The organism is Echinicola arenosa, from assembly GCF_014841125.1.
Lineage (GTDB): Bacteria > Bacteroidota > Bacteroidia > Cytophagales > Cyclobacteriaceae > Echinicola > Echinicola arenosa.
This window is the reverse complement of sequence record NZ_JACYTQ010000002.1, coordinates 429691-454058: the sequence shown is the minus strand read 5'-3', so window position 1 is coordinate 454058 and position 24368 is coordinate 429691. Positions and strand designations below refer to the sequence as shown.

24 protein-coding genes and 1 tRNA gene are annotated in these 24368 nt (G+C 39.9%); 10 read left to right on the top strand and 15 right to left on the bottom strand.

From position 1 onward, the window contains the following. The first annotated feature begins 20 nt into the window (after positions 1-20). On the top strand, positions 21-320 hold the full coding sequence (locus tag IFO69_RS06735; protein WP_192009306.1) for a hypothetical protein: 300 nt from the start codon (positions 21-23) through the stop codon (positions 318-320). Between the two features lie 74 nt (positions 321-394). Here the strand turns inward: IFO69_RS06735 and IFO69_RS06730 are convergent, their stop codons facing one another. Further along, on the bottom strand, positions 395-1891 hold the full coding sequence (locus IFO69_RS06730; RefSeq protein WP_192009305.1) for a M28 family peptidase: 1497 nt from the start codon (positions 1889-1891) through the stop codon (positions 395-397). A 200-nt stretch (positions 1892-2091) separates the two neighbouring features. On the opposite strand from IFO69_RS06730, the gene gcvP reads away from it, so the two are divergent. Continuing rightward, entirely contained in the window at positions 2092-4989 is a 2898-nt protein-coding gene (gene gcvP, locus IFO69_RS06725; RefSeq protein ID WP_192009304.1) for an aminomethyl-transferring glycine dehydrogenase, read from the top strand. A gap of 55 nt (positions 4990-5044) precedes the next feature. On the opposite strand, the gene IFO69_RS06720 is transcribed toward gcvP, so the two are convergent. Further along, a complete protein-coding gene (locus IFO69_RS06720) occupies positions 5045-5680 on the bottom strand; it encodes a GDSL-type esterase/lipase family protein (protein WP_192009303.1) in 636 nt (211 codons plus the stop codon). Positions 5681-5774: 94 nt separating this feature from the next. Here IFO69_RS06720 and IFO69_RS06715 point away from each other — a divergent pair, with 94 nt between their 5' ends. Continuing rightward, a complete protein-coding gene (locus tag IFO69_RS06715) occupies positions 5775-6620 on the top strand; it encodes a UbiA family prenyltransferase (RefSeq protein ID WP_192009302.1) in 846 nt (281 codons plus the stop codon). A gap of 5 nt (positions 6621-6625) precedes the next feature. Here IFO69_RS06715 and IFO69_RS06710 read toward each other — a convergent pair whose 3' ends face one another. Beyond that, positions 6626-7984 (bottom strand): acyl-CoA dehydrogenase family protein, encoded by a 1359-nt coding sequence (locus IFO69_RS06710; protein WP_192009301.1) that lies wholly within the window; start codon positions 7982-7984, stop codon positions 6626-6628. Positions 7985-8022: 38 nt separating this feature from the next. Between IFO69_RS06710 and IFO69_RS06705 the strand changes: the two genes are divergently transcribed. Continuing rightward, on the top strand, positions 8023-8736 hold the full coding sequence (locus tag IFO69_RS06705; protein WP_192009300.1) for a class I SAM-dependent methyltransferase: 714 nt from the start codon (positions 8023-8025) through the stop codon (positions 8734-8736). Positions 8737-8806: 70 nt separating this feature from the next. Then, positions 8807-9175, top strand: coding sequence for a hypothetical protein (locus IFO69_RS06700; protein ID WP_192009299.1), 369 nt, complete (start codon positions 8807-8809; stop codon positions 9173-9175). Here IFO69_RS06700 and IFO69_RS06695 read toward each other — a convergent pair. The 9 genes from IFO69_RS06695 to IFO69_RS06655 all read right to left on the bottom strand — a co-directional run bounded on the left by IFO69_RS06695 (position 9156) and on the right by IFO69_RS06655 (position 17276). After that, positions 9156-10484 carry a neutral/alkaline non-lysosomal ceramidase N-terminal domain-containing protein gene (locus IFO69_RS06695; RefSeq protein WP_192009298.1) on the bottom strand — a complete coding sequence of 443 codons (1329 nt, stop codon included), beginning with the start codon at positions 10482-10484 and terminating at the stop codon, positions 9156-9158. The genes IFO69_RS06700 and IFO69_RS06695 overlap by 20 nt on opposite strands. A gap of 14 nt (positions 10485-10498) precedes the next feature. Beyond that, on the bottom strand, positions 10499-11662 hold the full coding sequence (locus IFO69_RS06690) for an AIR synthase related protein (RefSeq protein WP_192009297.1): 1164 nt from the start codon (positions 11660-11662) through the stop codon (positions 10499-10501). A 151-nt stretch (positions 11663-11813) separates the two neighbouring features. Then, complete coding sequence (locus IFO69_RS06685) at positions 11814-13742, bottom strand: OmpA family protein (RefSeq protein ID WP_192009296.1); 1929 nt, start codon at positions 13740-13742, stop codon at positions 11814-11816. Positions 13743-13795: 53 nt separating this feature from the next. Further along, complete coding sequence (locus IFO69_RS06680; protein ID WP_192009295.1) at positions 13796-14284, bottom strand: hypothetical protein; 489 nt, start codon at positions 14282-14284, stop codon at positions 13796-13798. 109 nt (positions 14285-14393) lie between these two features. Continuing rightward, positions 14394-14588 (bottom strand): PLD nuclease N-terminal domain-containing protein, encoded by a 195-nt coding sequence (locus IFO69_RS06675; protein ID WP_192009294.1) that lies wholly within the window; start codon positions 14586-14588, stop codon positions 14394-14396. Positions 14589-14600: 12 nt separating this feature from the next. Then, complete coding sequence (locus IFO69_RS06670) at positions 14601-14813, bottom strand: PLDc N-terminal domain-containing protein (protein WP_192009293.1); 213 nt, start codon at positions 14811-14813, stop codon at positions 14601-14603. An 8-nt stretch (positions 14814-14821) separates the two neighbouring features. Beyond that, positions 14822-15040 (bottom strand): PLDc N-terminal domain-containing protein, encoded by a 219-nt coding sequence (locus IFO69_RS21850; protein WP_192009292.1) that lies wholly within the window; start codon positions 15038-15040, stop codon positions 14822-14824. A 56-nt stretch (positions 15041-15096) separates the two neighbouring features. Further along, the gene (locus IFO69_RS06660) at positions 15097-15891 is read right to left on the bottom strand and encodes a (Fe-S)-binding protein (RefSeq protein WP_192009291.1); all 795 of its coding nucleotides are present in this window, start codon (positions 15889-15891) and stop codon (positions 15097-15099) included. Positions 15892-15941: 50 nt separating this feature from the next. Next, positions 15942-17276 (bottom strand): 4Fe-4S dicluster domain-containing protein, encoded by a 1335-nt coding sequence (locus IFO69_RS06655; protein ID WP_192009290.1) that lies wholly within the window; start codon positions 17274-17276, stop codon positions 15942-15944. 101 nt (positions 17277-17377) lie between these two features. Here IFO69_RS06655 and IFO69_RS06650 point away from each other — a divergent pair. The 5 genes from IFO69_RS06650 (at position 17378) to IFO69_RS06630 (ending at position 20438) form a co-directional block, all read left to right on the top strand. Continuing rightward, positions 17378-17450, top strand: a tRNA-Phe gene (locus IFO69_RS06650). 1013 nt (positions 17451-18463) lie between these two features. Further along, positions 18464-18967: an RNA polymerase sigma factor gene (locus tag IFO69_RS06645; RefSeq protein WP_192009289.1), complete on the top strand. Its 504-nt coding sequence runs from the start codon at positions 18464-18466 to the stop codon at positions 18965-18967. Next, on the top strand, positions 18951-19388 hold the full coding sequence (locus IFO69_RS06640; protein ID WP_192009288.1) for a hypothetical protein: 438 nt from the start codon (positions 18951-18953) through the stop codon (positions 19386-19388). The genes IFO69_RS06645 and IFO69_RS06640 overlap by 17 nt, the downstream gene beginning before the upstream one ends. Beyond that, positions 19385-19924, top strand: a complete 540-nt coding sequence (locus IFO69_RS06635) for a DUF4252 domain-containing protein (protein ID WP_192009287.1) — start codon at positions 19385-19387, stop codon at positions 19922-19924. Before IFO69_RS06640 ends, IFO69_RS06635 begins: the two co-directional genes overlap by 4 nt. Before the next feature lie 40 nt (positions 19925-19964). Then, positions 19965-20438 carry a DUF4252 domain-containing protein gene (locus IFO69_RS06630; RefSeq protein ID WP_192009286.1) on the top strand — a complete coding sequence of 158 codons (474 nt, stop codon included), beginning with the start codon at positions 19965-19967 and terminating at the stop codon, positions 20436-20438. 59 nt (positions 20439-20497) lie between these two features. Here IFO69_RS06630 and lpdA read toward each other — a convergent pair whose 3' ends face one another. From lpdA to scpB, 3 genes are all read right to left on the bottom strand, one after another. Then, positions 20498-21877, bottom strand: a complete 1380-nt coding sequence (lpdA, locus tag IFO69_RS06625) for a dihydrolipoyl dehydrogenase (protein ID WP_192009285.1) — start codon at positions 21875-21877, stop codon at positions 20498-20500. 603 nt (positions 21878-22480) lie between these two features. After that, positions 22481-23653: a pseudouridine synthase gene (locus IFO69_RS06620; RefSeq protein WP_192009284.1), complete on the bottom strand. Its 1173-nt coding sequence runs from the start codon at positions 23651-23653 to the stop codon at positions 22481-22483. A gap of 152 nt (positions 23654-23805) precedes the next feature. Continuing rightward, positions 23806-24366, bottom strand: coding sequence for an SMC-Scp complex subunit ScpB (gene scpB, locus IFO69_RS06615; protein ID WP_192009283.1), 561 nt, complete (start codon positions 24364-24366; stop codon positions 23806-23808). Between the last annotated feature and the right edge of the window lie 2 nt (positions 24367-24368).

Sequence of the window (24368 nt, the reverse complement as noted above, 5' to 3'; positions counted from 1 at the left end):
TAATAGGGAAATCTTAAAGCATGATACCTGCAAGAAAACGAATTAGAGAATTTTACAGAAAGCTGGATGCTGTAGACATTAAAATCAACGAAATACTAATAGCTTGGGATCCAATCGGCCTAAAAGAAATGCAAGGCTATCAGGAAAACGTGGTGATAGAATATGCAAGGTATATTCCTGAAATAAGAAAAGTAATGTCTGACAAAGTGAAACTCTCAAAGCTCATTTATGAAATAGAAGGAGAGAGAATTGGTTATCATTATTCCTCAGATGGAGATAAGCAAAAGTGCATTAATTCCATATTTACATTAAGTCAATAAAATTATAAAGCCGGAAAATCGATCGATTTTCCGGCTTTATAATTTTGGTGTTCAGCTATTCGCCTTTATTTCTTTTACCTTGTACCTCTGTCATTGCTGCCATCTACAGGAGTTTTGTGCTCTCTATTGGCGAGGTCCCAAGCAGTATAGAAAATCAATCGGGCTCTTTTTTGCATTAACTCAAACTCAATCTTTTCTACAGTATCTGTAGGCTGGTGATAATCATCATGCACGCCATTAAAGAAGAAAGCAACAGGGATATTGTGCTTAGCGAAGTTGTAATGGTCAGAACGGTAGTAGAACCTGTTGGGATCATCTTCTGCATCATAACGATAGTCCAAGATGAGGTCAGTATGAGTAATGTTGTTGTACTCAATGATAGTCTTCAATTGTGAAGCCAACATTTCTGAACCAATTACATAGACATAATCCTGGTTTTCGGCATCTTGGTATTCATAATCAATTCTTCCCACCATGTCAATGTTCAGGTTGTTTACCGTGTTTTCAAGTGGGAAAATAGGATTGTCCGTATAATATTCAGATCCTAAAAGTCCTTTTTCCTCTCCAGTAACATTCAAGAAAAGGACAGATCTTCTTGGGCGGTTACCTTCTTTGGCGGCAGTAGCAAAAGCTTGAGCGATTTCCATAACAGAAACGGTTCCAGAACCATCATCGTCAGCACCGTTGTTGATTTCACCTTTGCTGTTGATGCCTACGTGGTCATAATGAGAAGAAATAACCAATACTTCTTCTTTCTTATCAGTTCCTTCAAGGTAGCCCATAACATTTTCCGTAGAAACCATTTCCTTAACCTTTTCTATCTTGTATCGAGCTTTCTGGGCAGGAATGCTTTCAGGATTGCTTTTGGCGGCTTCTTTTAGCTCGTCAACGGACTTGCCAAAAAGACTTGCCATTTTTTCAGAGCTTACCAAGTACACTGGTTTTTGCTGGGTGGGTTTGTCAAAGCCCAAACGGCCTCTGCCACTCAATGACTTGTACCTGTTGGCCAATCTGTCAAAGTTAGCCTGTCCTTCCATGGTTACGACAATAACTCCGGTAGCACCTGCCTCCCAAATCTTGTCAAGTAAGTCATTGGCTCTTTGTCCAATGGCCCACAAACCTACAAATTTACCTTCAACATCTACTTTGGCAAGATTCTCTTCATTGGCCAATCCCAAGAAAACCAAGTCGGTTTTGGTTCTTTTGGCATCTCCATCGCCTATGAATACAAAATCCTCGTTGTTTACAAGACTTTGCTTGCCTACTTTTAATTCTAAATCACCCCACGAAACACTAGCCAGAGAAAATGGTTGCGTATAAGATCCGTTTACAGGACCTTCAAGACCGTTTTCTTGGTAGAAATTTGATAAGTATTCTGCTGCTAACTTTTGTCCTTTTTTACCGGTATCTCTTCCTTCCAATTCATCAGAAGCAAGATAAGTAAGATATTCTTCTAGATCGGTGTCCTTGATTGTACTGGCGTATTTGTCAGCCAGAGATTGCTGCTGTGCAGTGGCTTGCCAGGATACCATTAGACCCATGGCGGCGGCCACAAAATAATTTCTCTTCATGCTCTATATTTGAGTTAACGGTAAATTTTGCCCCTAAAGCTAGACAATATTTTGTAAATGTGTAAAACCATTGATCATTTAGGCTGCTTATTTGGTAGAAATCTTGAAAAAGAAAATCATTATCGGTCAATAATTTATACCTTTGCACATCTGTACAAAACAAGGAATATTCCCCAAGTATAATACGCATTATCTGGATTATGAAAATTGATTTGAACCCCTCAGTAAAGTTTGAAAATCGACATAATGGGCCTTCTCTACAGGAGAGGGTGGAAATGTTGGAAAAGATAGGAGTTGCATCTATTGAAGAGTTGATTGATCAAACTATTCCGAAGGCGATTCAGCTGGAAAAGCCACTGAATTTACCCACTGCCAAATCTGAAGCGACCTTTTTGAAGGACTTTAGAAAATTAGCATCTAAAAATAAAATCTACAAATCATTTATTGGTTTGGGCTATTACGACACCATCGTTCCTGGAGTAATTTTAAGGAATGTATTGGAAAATCCAGGATGGTATACGGCTTATACTCCTTATCAAGCGGAAATTGCCCAAGGAAGATTGGAGGCTTTGGTAAACTTCCAGACCATGGTCATGGACCTGACAGGAATGGAGATGGCAAATGCTTCTTTATTGGATGAGGGAACTGCGGCAGCTGAAGCGATGAACATGCTTTATGCAACCAGGCCAAGAGATAAGAAAAAAGCTGCGAAGTTCTTTGTGGATGAAAAAGTTTTCGTGCAGACCAAAGAAATCTTGAAGACGCGTGCTATTCCTGTAGGAGTGGAGTTGGTTGAAGGTGCGCTGAGTGATTTGGATCTTACTGATCCAGATCTTTATGGTGTAATGCTTCAATATCCTAATGCAGACGGAGAAGCGATCAACTATAAAGCCTTGGTGGATACTGCCAAAGCGAATAATGTTTATACAGCCTTTGCTGCTGATCTTCTTTCTTTGACCCTTTTAACCCCTCCAGGTGAAATGGGCGCAGATGTGGTAGTAGGTACTACCCAAAGATTTGGCGTGCCAATGGGCTTTGGTGGACCTCATGCTGCATATTTTGCCACTAAAGATGCCTTCAAAAGACAGGTGCCAGGAAGAATAATTGGTATCTCTGTAGATAAAGATGGTAATAAGGCTTATAGAATGGCCTTACAAACTAGAGAACAACATATCAAAAGAGAGAGAGCTACCTCTAATATTTGTACTGCTCAGGTATTGTTGGCAGTAATGGCAGGGATGTATGGTGTGTACCATGGACCAAATGGACTAAAAGATATTGCTTCCAAGATTCATGGCTTGGCCAAATTGACTGGGCAAGGACTGGAGCAGCTTGGATTCAAACAAGAGAACAAGAATTTCTTCGATACCATCAAAATCAAAGTAGATGATGTTCAACAATCTAAGGTGAAAGCTTTTGCGCTTTCCCATGAGATGAACTTCCGTTATGAGCCAGGTTATGTGTATTTGGCATTTGATGAGGGCAAGACGATTGAAGATGTAAAAGGTATCCTTGAAGTGTTTGCCAGGACTACGCATTTGAGTGCAGATGTGGTGGATCTTAAGCCTTTGATCGAAAACCTTGATTTTAATGTTTCTGATGGACTCAACAGGACATCGGATTATATGGGGCACATGATCTTCAATGCTTTCCATTCCGAGCATGAGATGTTGAGATATATCAAACGATTGGAAAATCGTGACCTTTCATTGGTGCACTCCATGATTTCTTTGGGATCATGTACCATGAAACTAAACGCTACTGCTGAGATGATTCCTGTAACTTGGCCTGAATTCGGCCAATTGCATCCATATGCGCCACAGGATCAGGCAGCGGGTTACTATGAGTTGTTTCAAGACTTGAGAAACTGGCTTTCAGAAATCACTGGCTTTACCGAAACTTCTTTGCAGCCCAACTCTGGAGCACAAGGGGAGTTTGCTGGTTTGATGGTCATTAGGGCTTATCATGAGAGCAGAGGCGAAGCACACAGAAATATTGCTTTGATTCCTTCATCTGCTCACGGGACTAACCCTGCTTCCGCTGTAATGGCCGGTATGAAAGTAGTCATTGTGAAGTGTGATGACCTAGGGAACATTGATATTGAAGACCTAAAAGAAAAAGCGGAAAAGCATAAGGATAACCTTTCCTCTTTCTTGGTGACTTATCCTTCCACTCATGGGGTGTTTGAAGAAGCCATCAGAGAAATGTGTCAAATCATCCATGACAATGGAGGCCAAGTTTACATGGACGGAGCCAATATGAACGCGCAGGTAGGATTGACCAGCCCTGGTAATATTGGTGCTGATGTTTGTCACTTGAACTTGCACAAGACTTTCTGTATTCCTCACGGTGGCGGTGGACCAGGTATGGGGCCTATTTGTGTGGCCAAGCACCTTGAACCATTCTTGCCAAGCAATCCTTTGGTGAAGACTGGTGGACAGGAAGCCATTACAGCCATCTCTGCAGCTCCATTTGGTAGCGCCAGTATTTTGCCTATTTCTTATGCTTATATTGCGATGATGGGCAGAGAGGGCTTGAAACATGCTACTCAAACTGCCATCTTGAATGCAAACTATATCAAAGAAAGGTTGAGTGAATATTTCCCTATTTTGTACACAGGTTCTCAGGGACGAGCGGCTCACGAGATGATTGTGGATTTCAGGGAATTCAAAAATGTAGGTATTGAAGTGGAAGATATCGCCAAAAGATTGATCGATTATGGATTCCACTCTCCGACAGTATCTTTCCCTGTAGCAGGTACTTTGATGATCGAACCAACAGAGTCAGAAACCAAAGCTGAATTGGATAGATTCTGTGATGCCTTGATCTCTATCAGGGAGGAAATCAGAGAAATCGAAGAAGGAAAAGCGGATGCAGAAAACAATGTGCTAAAAAATGCACCTCATACTGCTAAGATGGTGATGAGTGATGATTGGGATTTGCCTTATTCAAGAGAGAAAGCTGTTTATCCTTTGGAATATGTTAGGAACAGCAAATTCTGGCCAACAGTGAGAAGAATTGACTCTGCTTATGGCGACAGAAATTTGGTTTGTAGCTGTATCCCAACTGAGGATTACGAAGAAGAAGTGGCTTCTTAATTAGAGCGATTTCAGGATAAGAATGAAAAGCTCCGCAATTTGCGGAGCTTTTTTATTATTTGATTTTTTTGGCGACTGCTTCAGCCATCAGCAAATTCCCTTCTTTGTTGGGATGAACTCCATCTGCAAAAAGATCTCCGTGCTTTTGGAGCGGCTTGTATAAGTTGATCAATTTTGAATGGGTCTTTTTGGCAACCTCCATTAGCATTGGCCTCATTTCATCTACCATAACACTTTCAGTGATACCAAAGTTATCTTTGAAAACTGGAACCGGAATACAGATGTACACTTCTCCATCTTCAGGCATGCTTGCTTTAAAGGTATTGATGAGATCAATATAATTAGCGACAAATTCATCCTTGTATTTCCAGTTCTGAGGTTTGGAGTCATTGGTGCCCAGTTTGATCACTAAAATATCTGCTTCAAAATCTTGGACTTCCTTAAACTGTGGTTCATTCCAATAAGGGTAGTCACCATTTTTGAGCAAAGTTCTTCCACTAACACCAAAATTCTTAACCAAAAAGCTTTCCCCTAAGATGTCTTCCATTAATAAAGGCCAGCTGTCCGGATGGTCTCTGCCCGGTCCTTGAGTGATGCTGTTTCCTACGCATGCTACTTTCACTGGAGACTGGGCAATGGCGGCAATGCTTAAGAAAAAAAGAAATAAGTTGCTTAAAAGAATTCTTTTCATTTAGATGGTTTATTAGGTTTGAAATAAAATTGACTGTGTTAAATATAACTATATCATTCCAAAACTATTAGTTGGATTGTATATTTACTATTGGATGGCACATGTACTTAATAAATATTATAATTATTTTCAATGGCTCTCTTTAGATGTGGTACTGGGAGCGTGTGCGGGATTGTTTTTTTTTCAGCATTTATTAGGTATTAGCCTGACACCGGTTGTCTATATTTTAATGTCTCTAGCTGTTTGGGGGATTTATACTTTTGACCACCTGATGGATGCCAGAAATATTGAAGGTCAGGCGAGTTCTGCAAGGCATCTCTTTCATCAAGAAAACTTTAATAAACTTTTGGTTTGGCTTTTTTTGGTAGGGATTACAGGACTTTATTTGGCATTTAATTACATCAAGTTTTCTCGTTTGATCACATTTGGACTCTTATTAGGAACCATGATAGTAGGGAATATCATGTTTCTTAAGTTTTTTGGTAAGAAAATGACATTCCTTAAGGAACTTTCCACAGCGGCTTTTTATACTGCCGGAATAACCCTAGTACCATTGATTCGTTTTCCAGAAGGAGGACTTCCTAAGGCTTTCTGGTTTTTTGCATTTGGCTACTTTCTGATGGCTTGGTTTAATTTGCTATTGCTGTCCTATATGGACAAAGACAGTGACAAGAAGGATAATATGAATTCTATTGTGAATGTTTTGGGAGAAGGGCTTACCAAAAATCTATTAAGTGGCTTATTATATATTGGTCTAGCTTATATCCTCAGTTTATTTTTCTTTTTGAGCTCAATGTATTATTTGTATGCATTGGTGTTACTGATCATGTTTTTGATTCATGCCCTTGCTTTCCTCCGTTCTAAAGACAATAAGGAAGCTGTACGAAGACAAATTGATGCTGCATACATGCTTCCTTTTCTATTGATATTTGTTTTTTGAGAATTCTAAACAAAAGCGCTTTGACCTGTGATTGCCCTTCCTACGATCAAGGAGTTGATTTCCTTAGTGCCTTCATAGCTATAAATGGCTTCTGCATCAGCTACAAACCGGGCTATATCATATTCCAGTAGAATACCATTTCCGCCAAACAATTCCCGAGAATGGTCTACTATCGTTCGCATCCTCAGTGTACAGAAAACTTTGGCAAGGGAAGCATGTTCGTCTTTCAATTCTCCCGCATCCTGCATTTGGGAGAGTCGATAGACCATGGTTTGCATGGCGGTAAGGTCTCCAAGCATCGTGACCAATAAGTCTTGTACCAACTGAAAACCCGCTATCGGTCGTCCAAACTGTTTTCGCTCATTGGTGTATCTCAAAGCCGCTTCATAAGCTCCCCTTCCACAGCCGACTGCTTGCCAGGCCACACCGGCTCTGGTCAATCGAAGAATTTCAGAAGTGTCTTTAAATGAGTTGGCATTTTGAAGTCTGTCACTTTCCGGTACCCTACAATCTTTCATGGTTATCAGTGCATTTTGGACGGTCCTTAAGGCCATTTTATTTTCAATCTTTTCTGGATGAAAGCCTGGATTGTCTTTTTTGACGATGAAACCTTTTACTTGCTGATCATCTAAATCCCTTGCCCATATGATGGTAATGTCGGAGAAAGTTGCGTTTCCGATCCACTTTTTCTGTCCGTTGATCACCCATTCATCTCCTTCGCGTTTACATGTTGTGGTCAATCCCCCAGCCACACCTGAGCCAACTTTTGGTTCAGTCAACCCAAAAGCACCAATGATCTCCATTTTCTGCATTTGAGGCAACCATTCCGTTTTTTGCTCTTCAGAACCACAGACATATATGGAACCCATGGCCAAGCCTGATTGAACTCCGAAAAAGGTAGATATAGAAGTATCTACCCGGGCCATTTCCATGGCCAAAAAGCCTTCTAATAAGGCAGAGTGTCCAGGGCAGCCATAGCCTTTATAAGTTAAGCCAGCAATGTTCAGCTTAGCCATCTTAGGGATAATATGCATCGGGAAATGCCCCTTATTCCAATATTCATTGGCAATAGGCCGAATTTCCTTCTCCATAAAATCCCTTACTTGGGCGATGATCTCTTGTTCATGAGGAGGCAATGTTTTTTCGAGTGTATAAAAATCTCCATTGACTTCAGGAATTTCTTTTTTCTTTCCTCCTCCCTTCATCATCTTCATCATTTTGGCGAGGTCTTCCTCACTCATTTTGGACACCACACCGACCATTTCGTTGAGGTCTACTTTTTGGGAAAGCTCGTTGAGTTTGGCGAAGTCTATATTCTTAATCAGGGACTTTATGCCAGAAAAAGATTTCAATAGGTTTTTCATGTCAATTTTGGGTTGTTAAAAATTAAAGATGAAATTAAATGTACAAAAATATTGCCACCAATTTTGCTTGGGCTGCTCTTGCTGAAGCAGGTGGCCTGATTACAAAACACTATCTTTATAAAATGGAAAAGAACCTTTATGACAAAGTGGTGTTTTTTTATGATCAACTGGCGGTTTTGGTTTTGGGAAAGGGGTATCGAGAAAGCAAACTGGCATTTTTAGATCATATAAATAATGGAGACAAAGTGCTAATAGTTGGAGGAGGGACAGGTTCAAACCTTTCATATATTCGATCAATGGTGGGAGGAAATGGAGAAATATGCTTCGTGGAGGCCTCTGAGAAGATGATCGAAAAAGCTAAGAAAAACACAAAAGCAGTAGGGCAAGGGAATATTGAATTTATCCATCAAAGTGATTTTCAAGATTTACCTTTGAAAAAATTTGATGTGATTATCACACAATACCTGCTGGACATTCTGCCAGAGAAAGAGTTGGATAATCTTTTTGGTGAATTGCAAAAACGTTTAGCACAGAGCGCCAAGTGGATTTTTACAGATTTTTTTAATAGATCTGATAGAAGGTGGATTCAATTTGTGATGATTCAGTTTTTTAGAATTATAACCAAAAACCCTCGAAATGATTTGCCCAACTATAAATTCTTTTTTGATAAATACGGCTGGTATATTAGCGATTCAAAGAACTATAAAGGAGATTGGATAAGGAGTTGGCTGTGTGTGAAACCTATTAACTAGCTTTAACGTTGTTTTTTTGATAAAGCCTTTTTTAGAGGCTATATTATGACTCGATCACATAATTATTGATATGAAAAAGCCGTTGATTTTTATAGGGCTGTTTCTCGTTTCTGCGGGATTGTATGCTCAAGAGGTGGATAGCCTGATAGGCAATGATACCGTTCCTCAAACTTTTAATTTGGAACCTTTGAAAAGTGACAGTCTTAGCTTTTCTCTGTCTCCTGGTGCTATTCGAGAAGTCTTATTGTCTCGAAATAGCATGAAAGGAACCAATGAGGTAGTGTTTGTGGATCCAAATATGAAAATTCTAGAAATGTCGAAAAGTTTTAGCGGAAAAATCAAAGTGGTAGAGATCCCTGCTGATTATTTTTCTAGGATGCCGATAGTAAAGCTGAAGGAAAGTAATGATAAAGCTGCTATTATTTCACCGAAGAAATAATAGCAGTGATGATGGCATCATAGAATGAGCCACTATAAGGGCCATACCAGTTCATGTCCCGAACCTCGTGGTAATTTCTGTTATAATAAACATCTGGAACTATATACCCCATATAGCCGCCGTTGAAGGAAGTAATCATTAGGTTGAGTCCTTTTTCTTTGGCCAATTTTTCCCACTTTTTATAAAATACTCCGGATATTTCGCCACTACTGGAAATCATCAAGGTGTTTCCTATTTGTACCAAGTCAAAATGGCTGTTGGTATCTCCAAATAGGCTATTGAATAGCCAAGGCCGTAATCTGATATTGTTAGAAACCCTATAAGTAGCTTCTGGTAAAGTGGGCTTGAGTGTTGCTAGTTTTATCAGGTTAGATTGAATGGTATCAGTACTTATTGGTCCGGCTTCCATCAAGCTATCCAACTGATGGGCATAAGTTCTTATATCCTTGGGTGTGTTTCCTGGTGCCAAAGGACGGTGACTTCCGACTGTTCCTGCGGCGAAAAGTGAAAAGTCATAATCATCCATCATATCCTTTGTGAGGTAAAAAGGATAATCACCAGAGAGTCCCATGAACTTGCTGCTCAAGCAGGTGGCATGGGCGGTATAAGTGAATAAAGTTCCTTTAGCGCCATTTGGTTTAGTAAAGATGAGTTGCCTGATAAAAGGATCTACAGGATCATCGGGAATAAACCTATTGGCTACAAACTGAGGAGCGGCATATCGCTCATAAGTGATTCGTACGTGATCTTGATTGGAAAGGGCTTCTTGAATGCTTTGGACAGTTTTGGTTGCAAGCATCTGGACAATTTCCTCCTCATAACCTCCAAAAGCAATTTTGCCCATAAGCCCTGGGATGTATCCACCCATGCCACTGTGGGTGTGGGTTGCTGTAAAATAGACTTGGTTGATGGGAAGCTTGGATTCTTTGATACTTTTCTGGATGGAAGAGGCAAGGAATGGATGTACAATCAAAAGTTCATAATTGAGGTAGGCGATGTTTTGATGCCCATTCCCCAAGACCAAGGCCTTGACAAAGCTACTGTCCTCCACAAACTCATATTTCCCCCTAGGTTTATAGCCCACCAGATCAACGGGTGATTGGGGAGTTACATTTACACGCGACCAACCTGCCAACCAGGCATCCCCTTGGGAAGAGCTTGGTTCAAGCTGATCAATGGCCTTTAAAGTTTCCTGATAATAGGCTTTGTCCCGAGGTTCTGACCAATCCACCTCATCTAGGAGAAAAAAGGCCAGTAAAAGTAAAAGGCCTGTTATCCAGGCCAATGTTTTAAGTATTTTACGAAGCATATTATTTCTCTTGATTAATATTCAAAAGTTCCGTGCTCACTTTTAATGGTTACTTTTTTACCATCATGAGGTTCTACTCGTCCAATGATTTGTGCGTCCACGCCATGATACTCGGCAATGTCGATGATCTCTTCAGCATATTTTTCTTCAAGATACACTTCCATTCGGTGTCCCATATTGAAGACTTTGTACATCTCTTTCCAGTCAGTACCACTCTCTTCTTGGATGATCTTGAAAAGAGGAGGAGTTTCAAAGAGGTTGTCCTTGATGACATGTACATTGTCAACGAAGTGCAATACTTTGGTTTGTGCGCCACCGCTACAATGCACCAAACCATGGATTTGAGGTCTTAAGTATTTCAACGCTTCTACCATGATAGGGGCATAAGTTCTTGTTGGAGAAAGTACCAATTTACCTACATCAACGGAAGTACCTGGAGCTGGATCGGTAAGGTTGTATTTGCCAGTATAGACCAAATTGTCAGGAACTGATGGATCAAAGCTCTCCGGGTAATTGGTTTTTAAGACCTTGTTAAAGACATCATGTCTGGCAGAAGTAAGGCCATTACTGCCCATGCCACCATTATAAGCGGTCTCATACTTGGCTTGTCCATGGGAGGCGATGCCGACTACTACGTCGCCAGCTTTGATATTGTCATTGGAGATGACTTCATCCCTGCGCATTCTGGCCGTCACTGTACTGTCCACGATGATGGTCCTAACCAAGTCTCCTACATCGGCAGTTTCACCTCCTGTAAGCACGGCATTTACGCCGTTTTCCCGAAGCATTTGTAGGACTTCCTCAGTGCCGTTGATGATAGCTGAAATCACTTCGCCTGGAATTAGGTTTTTATTTCTTCCAATGGTGGAGGAAACCAAGATATTGTTGATGGCTCCCACACAAAGTAAGTCATCGATATTCATGATGATGGCATCCTGTGCAATTCCCTTCCATACGCTTAGGTCTCCTGTTTCCTTCCAGTACAAGTAGGCTAGGGAAGATTTTGTGCCGGCACCATCCGCATGCATGACATTACAGTAGTTGGGGTCATTGCCCAAGGTGTCTTCTACTATTTTACAAAATGCCTTAGGGAAGAGTCCTTTGTCAAGTTTTGAAATGGCTTGGTGCACATCCTCTTTTGAGGCAGAAACGCCCCTTTGCATATATCTTTCGTCCATTAGAATAATGACTTGGTTAATATTGCCGTAAAGTTAAGGATTTTAAGAAGGATTGAGAAAATATATGTTTGAATGTTGTATAGTATTAAGGAAATAAACAGAATAAAATTGGGGCAAAGAAAAAACCCGGGTTGCTGCCCGGGTTTTTGATTTATTTTTCTTCGATTTCAATAACCTTAAACTCTGTTCTTCTGTTTGTTTGGTGTTCTTCTTCAGTCTGTGCATTTTCTATGATCAACTGTTCCTCACCATAGCCTTTGGCGACTAAACGGTCTCTGGAAATTCCTTGTGATACAATATAATTGACTGCAGATTCTGCACGACGTTGGGAAAGGTCTTTATTGTACTCATCACTTGAACGGGCATCGGTGTGGGAACTAAGCTCGATCTTGATCTCCGGGTTGTCCATGAGTATTTTAACCAACTTGTCCAATTCAACGGCTGCATCAGGTCTAATGTCAGCCTTGTCAAGGTCGTAATAGATGTTTTCTAGAACAATGGATTTTTCTAATTCAAGCTTATCCAAGACAATGGTGGTATCCAAAGTGATATTGGTGACATCTTGTATCAACTCCTCTTGCTTGGGTGTTTTACCCACAGTAGAATAAGGAATACTTTTGGTAAAGTAACCGTTTTTAGAGGCAATCATGGTAAACTCAGCATTGGGTTCCAAGCGGAATCTCAGCTTGCCCTGTTGGTTGGAGAAATCCCCGCCAGTAGCTTTTTTGGTACTGTCATATAATGCTACTCTGGTACTAGGTAAAGTGGTTTCTGTTCCTTCCGGCGTTTTTTGAAGGGTGGTGACATTCAAGAATACATTAACCACTTTTGGTTTTGGCGTATTGTCTTGGAAATAATAAATATCGTCGTCACCTACTCCTCCGTCTCTATTAGAAGTAAGAAAGCCTTCTTTCGGAAAGTCAGTAAAGAATATTCCAAAATCGTCTCCCACTGAATTGATGTTCTTGCCCAGATTGGTAATTGTTTTTTTGCCGTCTTTGGTTTCAGCCACGAAGAGGTCAAGCTTACCAAAGCCAGGATGTCCATCAGAAGCAAAGAAAAACTGATCTCCCATTGGTCTAGGAAACATTTCATTACCTGGAGTATTAATTTGCGGTCCCAGGTTTTCGGCGTTGCCGAAATCGCCATTGGCGAGCTTGGTGGCTTTATAAAGGTCAATTCCTCCGTAACCTCCAGGCCTGTTGGAAGCAAAGTAAAGTACGGAACCGTCAGTGCTAAATGCTGGAGTTGAATTCCAATAGCTCTCTTCTTCATTAACGGGCATCCAAATTGGATCTGTAAAACCAGTTCCCCTAAAATAGGAGATAAAGAGACTTACATCAGGAAGGTCATTTTTACTGGTGCTATTTCCTCTTGCATAAATGATTGTGTTGCCATCAGGGCTAATGGCAATTGCGCCTTGATTAAGGCCTTCTTCGTTCCTGAATTCTGGTAATGCCTGTACATTTTGAACATCTACTTTTATTCCATCGGCACGCGCTCGAAACAATTTGGTATAACCTTGTCCGGTTGCAGGATAAGCTCCACTTGCTCTTCTTGAACTAGTGAAATAAAGGAAGTTCTCACTGACGATAGGAGCGTAGTCAATCCCTGAACTGTTTAACAGTTCGTAGTTCTGAAGTTCATGATAAGGCCAATAGTCTGTGATTTCTTTGATTTTTGAGATGTTTTCTGCTCCAAGGTCAGCCAAAGCCAACAAGGAATCACTATTGGTAAACTCTTTGGCCTGTCTGTAGGCCTCTGCGGCAGCTTCATAATCCCCTTGATCATGAAGGCTTTTTGCTTTTTTGAAGTAGTTTTCAAATGATCCTTCTTCCTCGAGTAATTTATCATAGTAAGGAAGCGCTTTTTCAATGCGGTTCGAAAGGCGGTAACTTTCTGCTACATAGTAATTGGCGTCAGCATCATCAGGATTGTCAGCCAGTATTTTTGAAAAAGTTCCAATGGCAGTTTGATATTCTCCAGCGGAAAACTGGCTTTTCCCTTTTTGTGGAAGACTGGTACAGCCAACCGTCAAAAGAGCCATAAAAATGAAACACAGAAAACAATTTTTCATCATAAAGTCAAGCTTTCATCGAGTGTACGTCCTCTAATATATAACTTTTAAAATAATTAGTTGTTAAAATATCGGTTTAACCAACTCTCTCCTGCAGGGATGATCCACTTGCTGTTCAGGTCTTCTTTTTTCTGAATTACAGGGTTGAATACTTTGGTGGTGGAAGTTAGTGCACCGGATTGAATATATTCTTTGATTTCACCCAAGCTGCTGATAGTCACTTCGTCCTGATGAACAAAAGATACCTTCCCTTGGTCTAATAAATTGGCTTGTAATACTTGGTCCAGTTCACGAAGCGTTTGTACGGAACTGTCAATAGAGCAGCCGCTGGCACCTAGCTGAGACTCATCGACAGAAAGAATAATAAATTGATCATATTTGATGTCAAAAGAAGTTGGCATCAAGTTGCCATGAGTGTTCCACTGATTGCAGAAAGCTGTAAGGCGGGAACTAATAAGGTCTATTTCTTCTTTGTTGAATTTTCTGTTTCCTTGATAAACCCAGACTCTGGCAGAATCAGGCATTTCTTCAAATGGCAAATACATAATGTCTTTTTATTCTTTAAAATGTAAATCTAAGTATTTGGGCATGAAAAACCCCTTTTAATCAAACGTTAAAAAAGGTGCTAATGATTCTTTTAGAATGATTTTTTGTTCAAAATGTCCGCGTTTTTTCTTTACGGCCAATCAAAAGGTATAGGATTGAACCTAAAAATGGTAAGAGAAGAATGACGATTACCCAAATCAATTTAGTGTTGCTGTCTGCAAATTCAGCGGTAAGCACATCCACCAATGCCCAGACCATTAAAGCAAGAGGAATGAGGGTGAATAACAAGATAATTTTCATCATGCTGGTTGAAGTTTAGTATTGATTCAATTTGCTTTTCCTTCCAATTACCAGATAGAGGATTGACCCGATAAAAGGCACCAAAATTATCACGATCACCCAGATTAGTTTGGTATCACTGGAGGCAAATTTGGCTTGAATGACATCTACTAAGGCCCAAATAAAAATGGCAAGGGGAATTAGCCCAAAGAGCATTCCTGCAATGCCTAAAGAGAAGAAAGTGTCCATAATATTTATTAAGAGTTTATGATTTTATCCCTTCTACCTACAATAAAATAAGCTAATGGACCTATAAATGGAAAGGCGAAAATCAGGACTATCCAAAGTAGTTTGGTGTTTTTGCCAACAAATTTGGAATACACCAAATCGAAAATGGCCCAGACTGGAAGCAGAATTGCAAGAGTTGCGATTATGCCGATACTAATTCCTGAAAAATTGATGATAAAAAGATTCATATACTTATTAAAAGTTAAGTGAAAGAAGATGTTAAAAGTTAACAAAAATCAGAGACCTATGAAAGTCCCTGATCTTTGGCTATTAATTCTGCAAGGTCAAATACCTTTACTTCATTTTCTTTTTCTTTGTTCTTCACCCCATCGGACATCATGGTCAAACAAAAAGGACAACCTACGGCAATAGCGGATGCCCCGGTTCGCAAGGCTTCTTCCGTTCTCTCTATATTGATGTCTTTTTTGCCTGCTTCAGGTTCTTTGAACATCTGGGCACCGCCAGCGCCACAGCAGAGGCCTTTGGTACGGCATCGTTTCATTTCTACCAATTCCACGTCCAAGGCTTTGATGATTTCCCTAGGGGCTTCGTAAACATTGTTGGCTCGGCCAAGGTAGCAAGAGTCATGAAAGGTGATTTTTTTACCTTTAAATTCACCGCCACCTTTCATGACAATTTTCCCCTCATTGATCAATGTCTGGAGAAACTGGCTGTGGTGGATGACTTCGTAATTTCCTCCCAAAGCAGGGTATTCGTTTTTAATAGTGTTGAAACAATGGGGGCATGCAGTGACTACTTTTTTGACGTCATAGCCATTCATGACCTGGATGTTGGCTACGGCCTGCATTTGGAAAAGGAATTCATTTCCTGCTCGTCTTGCTGGGTCTCCTGTACAGGCCTCTTCTGGCCCAAGTACAGCAAAACTCACCCCTACTTTATTTAGGATTTTGACAAAAGCCTGGGTTACGGCCTTGTATCTCTCATCAAAAGACCCAGCACAACCTACCCAAAAAAGGATTTCTGGATTATCTCCAGAGGCTGCCATTTCGGCCATGGTGGGTACTTTATAATTTGACATATCGCTTTACTTTAAATTCATTTAATTAAAAAGGCTATAGCTGTTTACCTCTACTTCATTTCTTCATCTTTCACCTTTTCGGCCCAGTTGAAACGATCTGATGGTGAAAATTTCCAAGGCGAAAAACTGGTTTCCATATTTTGAAACATCGCATTCCATTGGGCCGGAGAACCACTTTCTTCCATGGCAATATAACGGCGCATTTGAAGAATAATAGATAATGGGTCAATGTTAACAGGGCAAGCTTCCACGCAGGCATTACAGCTGGTACAAGCATTGATTTCTTCTTGGGAAATGTAATCACCTAAAAGCGACTTTCCATCTTCTAGGCCTTTCCCTCCAGTATCTATACTTTTGCCTACTTCCTCCGCCCTGTCACGGACATCCATCATCACCTTTCTGGGAGAAAGTTTTTTGCCTGTAATATTAGCTGGACATTCTGAAGTGCATCGTCCACATTCGGTACAAGAGTAGGCATTCATGATATTGACCCAGCTCAAGTCATTGATGTCCTTGGCTCCAAAGCGGCCAATTTCAGCGGGTGGTTCGGTATTTCCTTCAGTTGGAATTCCCAGCATCATATTCACTTCATTGGTTACTTCAGGCATATTGGCCATTTCTCCTTTAGGCTTAAGGTTGGAGTACCAAGTGTTGGGAAAGGCCAAGAAGATGTGCAAATGTTTGGAATAGGTAACATAGATCGCAAAACCCAATATGCCAACAATATGAAACCACCAAGCTGCCCGTTCAATAAACATCAAAAAGCTATCGCTAAAACCAACTAACATTGGCTTGAGCAGACTGCTAAAGAAGAGAGGGCCTAGCTGCGTGTAATGTTCCACTCCTCTAGATGCAAGGATTTGATCAGCGGCATTCATTTTAAGAATGGCCATCATCAAACAAATTTCAATGACCAAAATCAAATTGGCGTCCAAAGCAGGCCAGCCTTTCAGTTCTTTCATAGAAAGTCTTGGGACTTTGGTAATATTTCTTCTGATTAGGAAAATAATACAAGAGATCAGAACACCTACTGCCAAAAACTCAAAGAAGTTCATTGCAAAAGTATAAGCTCCCCCTAGAAGTGGAGCGAAAATCCGGTGTTGTCCTGTGATACCGTCAATGATAAATTCAGCTACTTCAAGGTTGATGACAATAAAGCCAAGATAAACCAACAGGTGAAGTAGGGCAGGAATCCAACGCTTGAACATTTTCTTTTGGCCAAAGGCAACCAAGGCCATGGTTTGCCATCTCTCAGTGGATCGATCGTTTCTACTTTCGGCTTTGCCTAGCTGTATATTTCTTTTAAGGAAAGAAACCCTTTTGTAAAGCACATAGCCAGTGGCTGCAAAAAAAAGTAAAAATATTATCTGAGGTAAAATACTCATAGTGAATTATTTAATATAGACCCTGTAGTTTTATTGTTATTTTTTTGTCTATAAGGTTTGCATGAAAAGAACATTTGCCTACCTTTGCATCACTTTACAACGGTGATGTAGCTCAGTTGGTAGAGCATCGGACTGAAAATCCGTGAGTCGGTGGTTCGAGCCCACTCATCACCACAAGCCTTGAAGAAATTCAAGGCTTTTTTTATGCCCTTATTTTTCAGCTTGTCTTTGGAAGGTTTGATGATCTTTTTCATGAGTTTATTGCTTTGAATTTTATACAAAGTAATCAAATAGTGCGCATGCATACTATTTTAAAATATAATTTAAAATTAATCTATTTTGTTTGAATGAAGCCTATAGAGGGTGAATGAATTTGAAATATTCCCTCTTTGGGGAAATATAATTTTTAGAACATTAGGACTATTGTGATAATGAGGAACGGGATAAAGTTCGGCTACCATGGACCGAAATCCCCGTAATAGGTTTTCTATTGTACATTTTGGGATTAATCAACTAACGCAACGGTTTTTTTAATCAATGACCTTTATACCTCCTGCCGCTCCAGACCAAGAAGATCGGCATGTTGATGGTCTTCATGCAGTGTCTTGTTTGGTTCCGTAAAACCTTAGCTAATAGCTCTCAAATTTTTAGGTTTGATGGCAGTGCTGCCTTGATGGAATTCAGGTGTTCCTTCCCATTTCGGCTTACATAGCCCTTACCTAGTCTAGACCTTTATTTGGGAGAAAACAGAATAATCTTCGGATCACTCAGGGATCTCTTTCGGATCTCCTTCGGATCACCCTCGGAAACTACCGAGTGAAATCCGAAGATAATTTGGGTGAGAAGCCTGTTTGATCCAAAGGAAAGTAGACTGAGTAACCGATTTATCCGAGGGTTATTGTTAAGATGTTGAAGGGTAGTTGTAGGTCGGCTGCATTAAAACCGGGGCTTTCCCGTTCTTCAGAAAGGCAAAAAAGGATACCACGTGGAATATATGAGGTTACCATAAAGTATTGGTAAATGTTGTCCCCTCAGCTTTATGATTTGGTCAGTTATCATCTGTATGGATGGTACGGGGATTCAAAGTGTGTAAGTGTATTTTGCTGGAAGTAAGTTGTTTGTAAATATTTATAAATATTTTATGCTAATTCTGTAACATTGGAGATTCATCCTCATTATCTACATGAATGAAGACATTTTTTGAAGCATATATCTGGTCGTTGAGAAGCAAGCTTTATCGCATGGCTTATCTATGGTTGAAAAGCCGGGATGAGGCAGAGGATGCTGTGCAAGAAGCGTTGGAGAAAGCTTGGGCCCAGAGAGACCAGCTTCAAAAAATGGAAAACCCAACAGGATGGATGGTCCGGGTAGTAAGAAACCAAAGTCTTCAAAAGTTAAGGGAACAAAGGCGGTGGATGGTTTTAGAAACTCAAGATGATTTGCCAGAAATGCCTATGGATGCCGCAGAGGATGTTTCACCGGCTTTGAAAATGGTCTTTAAGTTTTTGAAGGATTTGCCTGAAAAGCAACAGGAAATCTTTCAATTAAGAGAAGTGGAGGGTTTGACTTATGAAGAAATTGCTGAATATCTGGAAATCAGTACAGAGCAAGTAAAAGTAAATTTGTTCAGGGCCAGAAAGAGGCTAAAATCTTTTTTACAGGAAAAAGGAAATTATGGAAGAACAGGTTAGGGCATTATTGGATAAATATTTTGAAGGTAAAACTTCTCTTGAAGAAGAAAAACTCCTCATGGAGCTTTTAAGAAAGGTTGAAGGTTTTGAGGGTGAAAAAATGTTTTTTCTAGGTTTATCAGAGTTTAAGAGGGAAGAGCCAACAAAAAAACCAGCACCAAAAGCTGAACGAAGTTTGGGATTATGGCAAAGGGTAGCGGCTGTTGTTTTGGTCTTTTTGGTATTTGGTTGGCTTTTTATTGAACAACAAAGACGAATGGAAGAAGAAGAGGCTTATGAGAAGGTAGTGGAAGCGCTAGCCATGATACAAAAGAACATGAAAAAAGGGACGTCGTCACTTCAGGTGATGGATGATATGAAATATTTGAATACGACAAATGACCTATTTAATATCAAAGAAATAAAAGAGGAGGAGAAATGAAAAAAATAATTAGTCTATTGGTGCTGGTGTTAGTGGCAACTGCAGTTCAGGCGCAAGATGATGCCATCGTGAAGTTCTTCTCCAAGTATATGGAGAGCGATGATTTTTCCAGGGTTTATATCAGCCCAAAAATGATGCAGATGGCTGGTGGTTTCTTGAAGTCCGCAGCAGCAGATGGCGATGACCAGGATGCCAAAGACATGGGAGAGTTGATCTCTAAAGTAAAGGGTATTCGAATTCTGAGCGGTGAAGATGTGGATGGAATGGCCTTGTACAAAGAAGCAATGGGAACATTGAACAGGAATAAATATGAGGATTTGATGGATGTTCAGGACAAGGGGAGTAGTCTCAAATTTATGGTAAGAGAAGAGAATGGAAAAGTTGCAGAATTGCTGATGCTTTCTGGCTCTGAAGGTGAATTTACTTTGCTAAGCATGCTGGGAAGTTTTACCTATCAAGATCTCAACATGCTGGCAGAAAAAACTGATCTGCCAGGAATGAACGAGTATAGTAGTGGAAAAAAGAAGAATAAATAGACTGAGTGAATAAGATACCTAACATTAAAATGGAATAAATATGAAAAAGTTATTGATGATCGTAGCCCTGATGGGGATGAGTCTTTTTGCTCAGGCACAAAGTAAAAGTGTTGCTTCACTTTATGAGAAATATAAGGGTACTGAGGAATTCTTTCACTTGGATTTGGCAGGAAGCTTTTTTGATTTTGCAGAGGGGTTTGATATTGATTTTGATGAAGAAGGGATGAAGGCAATTGCCAAGTCGGTGGAGAGGATGAAACTTTTCAAACTTCCTGTAAATGGAAGTGAAGCCAAAGCCGATTTTAAAGCCTTAGCCAAAGGGTTGAAAAAGGAAAAGTATGAGTTGATGATGGAGTTATCGGAAAAGGACAGTGAGATTGCCTTTTACTCAAAAGGGGATGATATTATCAGTGATTTGGTCTTGCTGATCGGAGGAGATGATGACGACAGCCATTTAGTGATAGAGCTTGAGGGGGCGTTTGAGAGTAAGGCCATTGCCAGCTCAATGCCGTAAAATAAGTTTGATAGTTGATTTGCAGGCCACTGTTTGAGTAGAACACTTGAACAGTGGCTTTATTTTTTTATTTGCATCATAAGGTTGTTTAAGCTTTCTGATAAGGTTGGGTGGGCAATGGGTAATGTAGCAATGGTGTCATAAGTAATATGGCCAAGCATAGCCATTTGTAAAACTGCCAGGATTTCTCCACCATCCACACTTAAAATGGTGGCGCCAATGATTTGTTTTGTTTCTGGGTCTACCAAAACCTTAAAAAAGCCTTTGGTTTCATCTACTTCTAAGGCTCTGCCAGCATGCTTCATTAGGAATTTTCCTGTTTTATATTTGATTCCTTTTTCAATCGCTTCTGCTTCATTGAGTCCTATTCGGCCCAATTGAGGATCGATGAAGATGCAATAGGGTACCAGTCGGTCTTCTTTTGAATGACTAGTTTTTTCATAAATATGCTGGAAAGCCAAGTATGCATCATGATAGGCGATGTGGGTAAAGGGAGGACTTCCTGCTACATCTCCCAGGGCATAAACGTTGGATATGTTGGTTTCGAAATAGTTATTTACCTTGACGTGTCCTGATGAAGTTATTTTTATACCGGCATTTTCCAGCCCTAGATTTTTCGTGGATGGAATTCTTCCAGTTGCAATCAACAGGTGAGTACCGCTCAATTTTTCTTCTTTTTCTGAATTTTTATAAGACAGTGTAAATGAGTTGTCGTGAAATGTAACTTCAGTAACTCCAGCGTTGAATATCGTGGAAATGCCTTCTTCGTTAAATATAGCGCAGATCTCTTCGCAGACATCTTTGTCTTCTTTGGGAACCAATCTTTCAGATTTGTCTATAATGGTCACTTCGCTGCCAAAACGACTAAACATCTGCGCAAATTCAAGTCCAATATAGCCGCCTCCTAAAATGATCAGATGCTCTGGGGTTTCATTTAGATCCATTATACTTGAGCTGGTGAGGAAGGGGGAGTTGATGAGCCCTTTTATTTCTGGAATTCTGGGTTCTGATCCGGTGTTGATAAAGATTTTACTCCCATAAATTTCAAATTCCTCCTCATTTGTATTGATGCTCAAAACGTGATTGTCTTTAAATTGGGCATTCCCCATTATAATTTTGATGTTTTCCGACTTTTTGAGCCCTTTTTCAGCTCCTCCTCTAAACTGTTCCACAATATGGTTTTTCCTGCTTTTGATGCCTTTTTGACTTACTTTATAGTTCTCGATTCGTATTCCAAAATCTTCTGCTCGGGAAACTAAGTGTGCTACTTTGGCGGAGTGAACCATGGTTTTGGTGGGAGAACAACCATCATTGATACAGGTGCCTCCGATTGCTCTTTTCTCTATAAGTGCTACAGAAAGCCCTTTTTGGCTGATTTTTTTGGCCAAGGGCATACCAGATTGACCTGCTCCAATGATTATTGCATCAAACTTTTCCATGATTTCCTAGGTTTTGAATTAGTATCTATTGAACAACTTTTGTGCCTGTCTAGAGCGTAGGTTTTTCTTTTTTGAAAATCAAAAAAAAATGTTTGAAAGCAAAAAAAAGCCACTTTGTTTTAGAAAGCAGCTTTTAGTACGTTTTCGACCGATAAGGATTGGTCGAGCGATTAGTGGTTTGAAATTACAGCCCGCCTAAAAGGGAAAGTAACAATTCCAATAAAAATGAAAGTAAATCCATGGTATTGTGATTTTGAAGTAATGCCTACTCTTAATGAAAAATGGTTTTCGGCTTCCCCGTAAATTGAATAACAGAACATACGAATTGTTCTGAATTGAAGTTAATGGGGATTGTTTTGCTAAAGAAATATCTATTTAGTATTATAAAATAACTAATTAATTCAATTTTTAGAGTTAAGATTGGTTTATAGTTGTTTTCTATATCAATAAGTGTTGTTTGTGAATTGAAGGATTCGATATTTAAATGCACCTCAAGGAACTTATGTAATAGAACTACAAAAAAATGTCATTGTAATTTGAAGTATAAAAAAAGTGCCTAAACTTAGTCTAGGCACTTAACAATATGTTTGTTTGAGAAATATATTATTTGAAGTACTTCAAGTTGATTACTTCTTTTTCAGTCAGGAATCTCCACTGCCCCCTTGAAAGGTCTTTTTTAGTTAACCCAGCATAGGTAACCCTGTCAAGGGCGACTACTTCGAATCCTAAGTGAGCAAAGATTCTTCTTACAATTCGGTTTTTCCCTACGTGGATTTCAATTCCCAAGATGGTCCTGTCTTTAGATAAAACTTGAAGATCATCAACCTCAACTAAGCCGTCTTCAAGGGTGAGTCCTTCCAAAATGGCCTCTACTTCACTTTTCCCGATAGGCTTATCAAGGGTGACTTGATAGATCTTTTTGATTTTCTCAGAGGGGTGAGAAAGCTTGGAGGCCAATTCTCCATCATTCGTGAAGAGAAGTAATCCGGTGGTATTTCTGTCCAACCTACCTACTGGGAAAATCCTTTCATCGCATGCGGACTGCACCAAATGCATCACTGTTTTGCGGTTCATGGGGTCATCCGTAGTAGTGATAAAGTCCTTGGGTTTGTTCAAAAGAACATATACTGGTTTCTCAGGGTTGATTGTTTTTCCCTTGTATACCACCTTGTCTGTTAGGGATACACGGTGACCAAGTTCGGTGATTACTTCACCATTGACCTTGATTTCACCTTTTTCTATAAGCTTGTCGGCATCTCTTCTAGAGCAGATGCCGGAGTTGGCAATGTATTTATTTAACCTGATCTCGGAACTGGAAGATTTGGATAATTTGCGTTCTACTTTTTTTAGGTTGTATTCAGGTTTTTCTTCTTGGAAATCCCTGTTGTTTTTAATGAATCTGTTGTTTTTGAACTTTCTTGACTTTTGGAAATTTCTTTCTTCATCAACTCTTTCTGTTCCAAAAACAGGCCTTTGATCTTTGCCTCTTCCCTTGTAAACCGTCTTTAAAGCGCCTTTTTCTTTGGAGCTGTCTTGATTTTCAGGTCTTTGGAAGGATGGTTTGTCTTTGCTATATTTCTTCAAAGGAGAGAAGTCTCCAGCAGATTTGTTTTCTTTTCTTTCAGAAGAAGAGTATCCTTCAAATTTACCTCTACGGGACTTTGAAGAAGGCCTTTGGTTATCGCCATATGGCTTTCGGCCGGTTTTTTTGGAAGAATTTGATGGTCTTCCTTTGCCTCTGTTGCCGTCTTGATTGTTTCTGTTTTGATTTTTCATAGTGTTGCAGCATCTCTGCTGTATAAGGTTTTGTCAATGTAATCCCTTAATATTGAATCAATTGTGATTCCTGAAATTAGGGTGCAAAGATACGGACTTCTTTACGGATAAATGATAAAGAATAGAAATATTTATTTTCAAGGGCTACAGGTTTAATCCTGCTCTTTTCCGATTTGGTTCTCTTCTTCTGAAAAATCTTTAGGCTGGGGAAGGTCCCTGAGGCTATTGATGCCAAAATACTCCATGAATTTTTCACTAGTGCCATAAAGGAGAGGTCTGCCAATGCTGTCGGATTTTCCTTTGATGGTGACGAGTTCTTTTTCCAATAACTTCTGGATGGAATAATCGCAATTAACACCCCGTATTTGCTCTACCTCAGATTTTGTTACAGGTTGCTTGTAAGCAATAATGGATAAGGTCTCCATTTGGGCTGTAGAGAGCCTTTTGGTGGATTGCTGCTTGAGCAAAATAGATATACTGGTTTGATAGGCAGGCTTTGTTAAAAACTGGTAGCCATCACCAAGGTGTTCCAATGCGAAGGAAAAATCATCATGCTGATACTTTTGGATCAAGTCATTAATGGCCGCTTCAACATGCTCTTTGGGGACATCGGTTTCAAACATCTCCGTCAGGCACTTTTGGATCTCGCCAATGCCCAACGGAGAAGGTGAACAGAATATCAAAGCTTCAATATGTCTGTGTAAAAATTCCAATA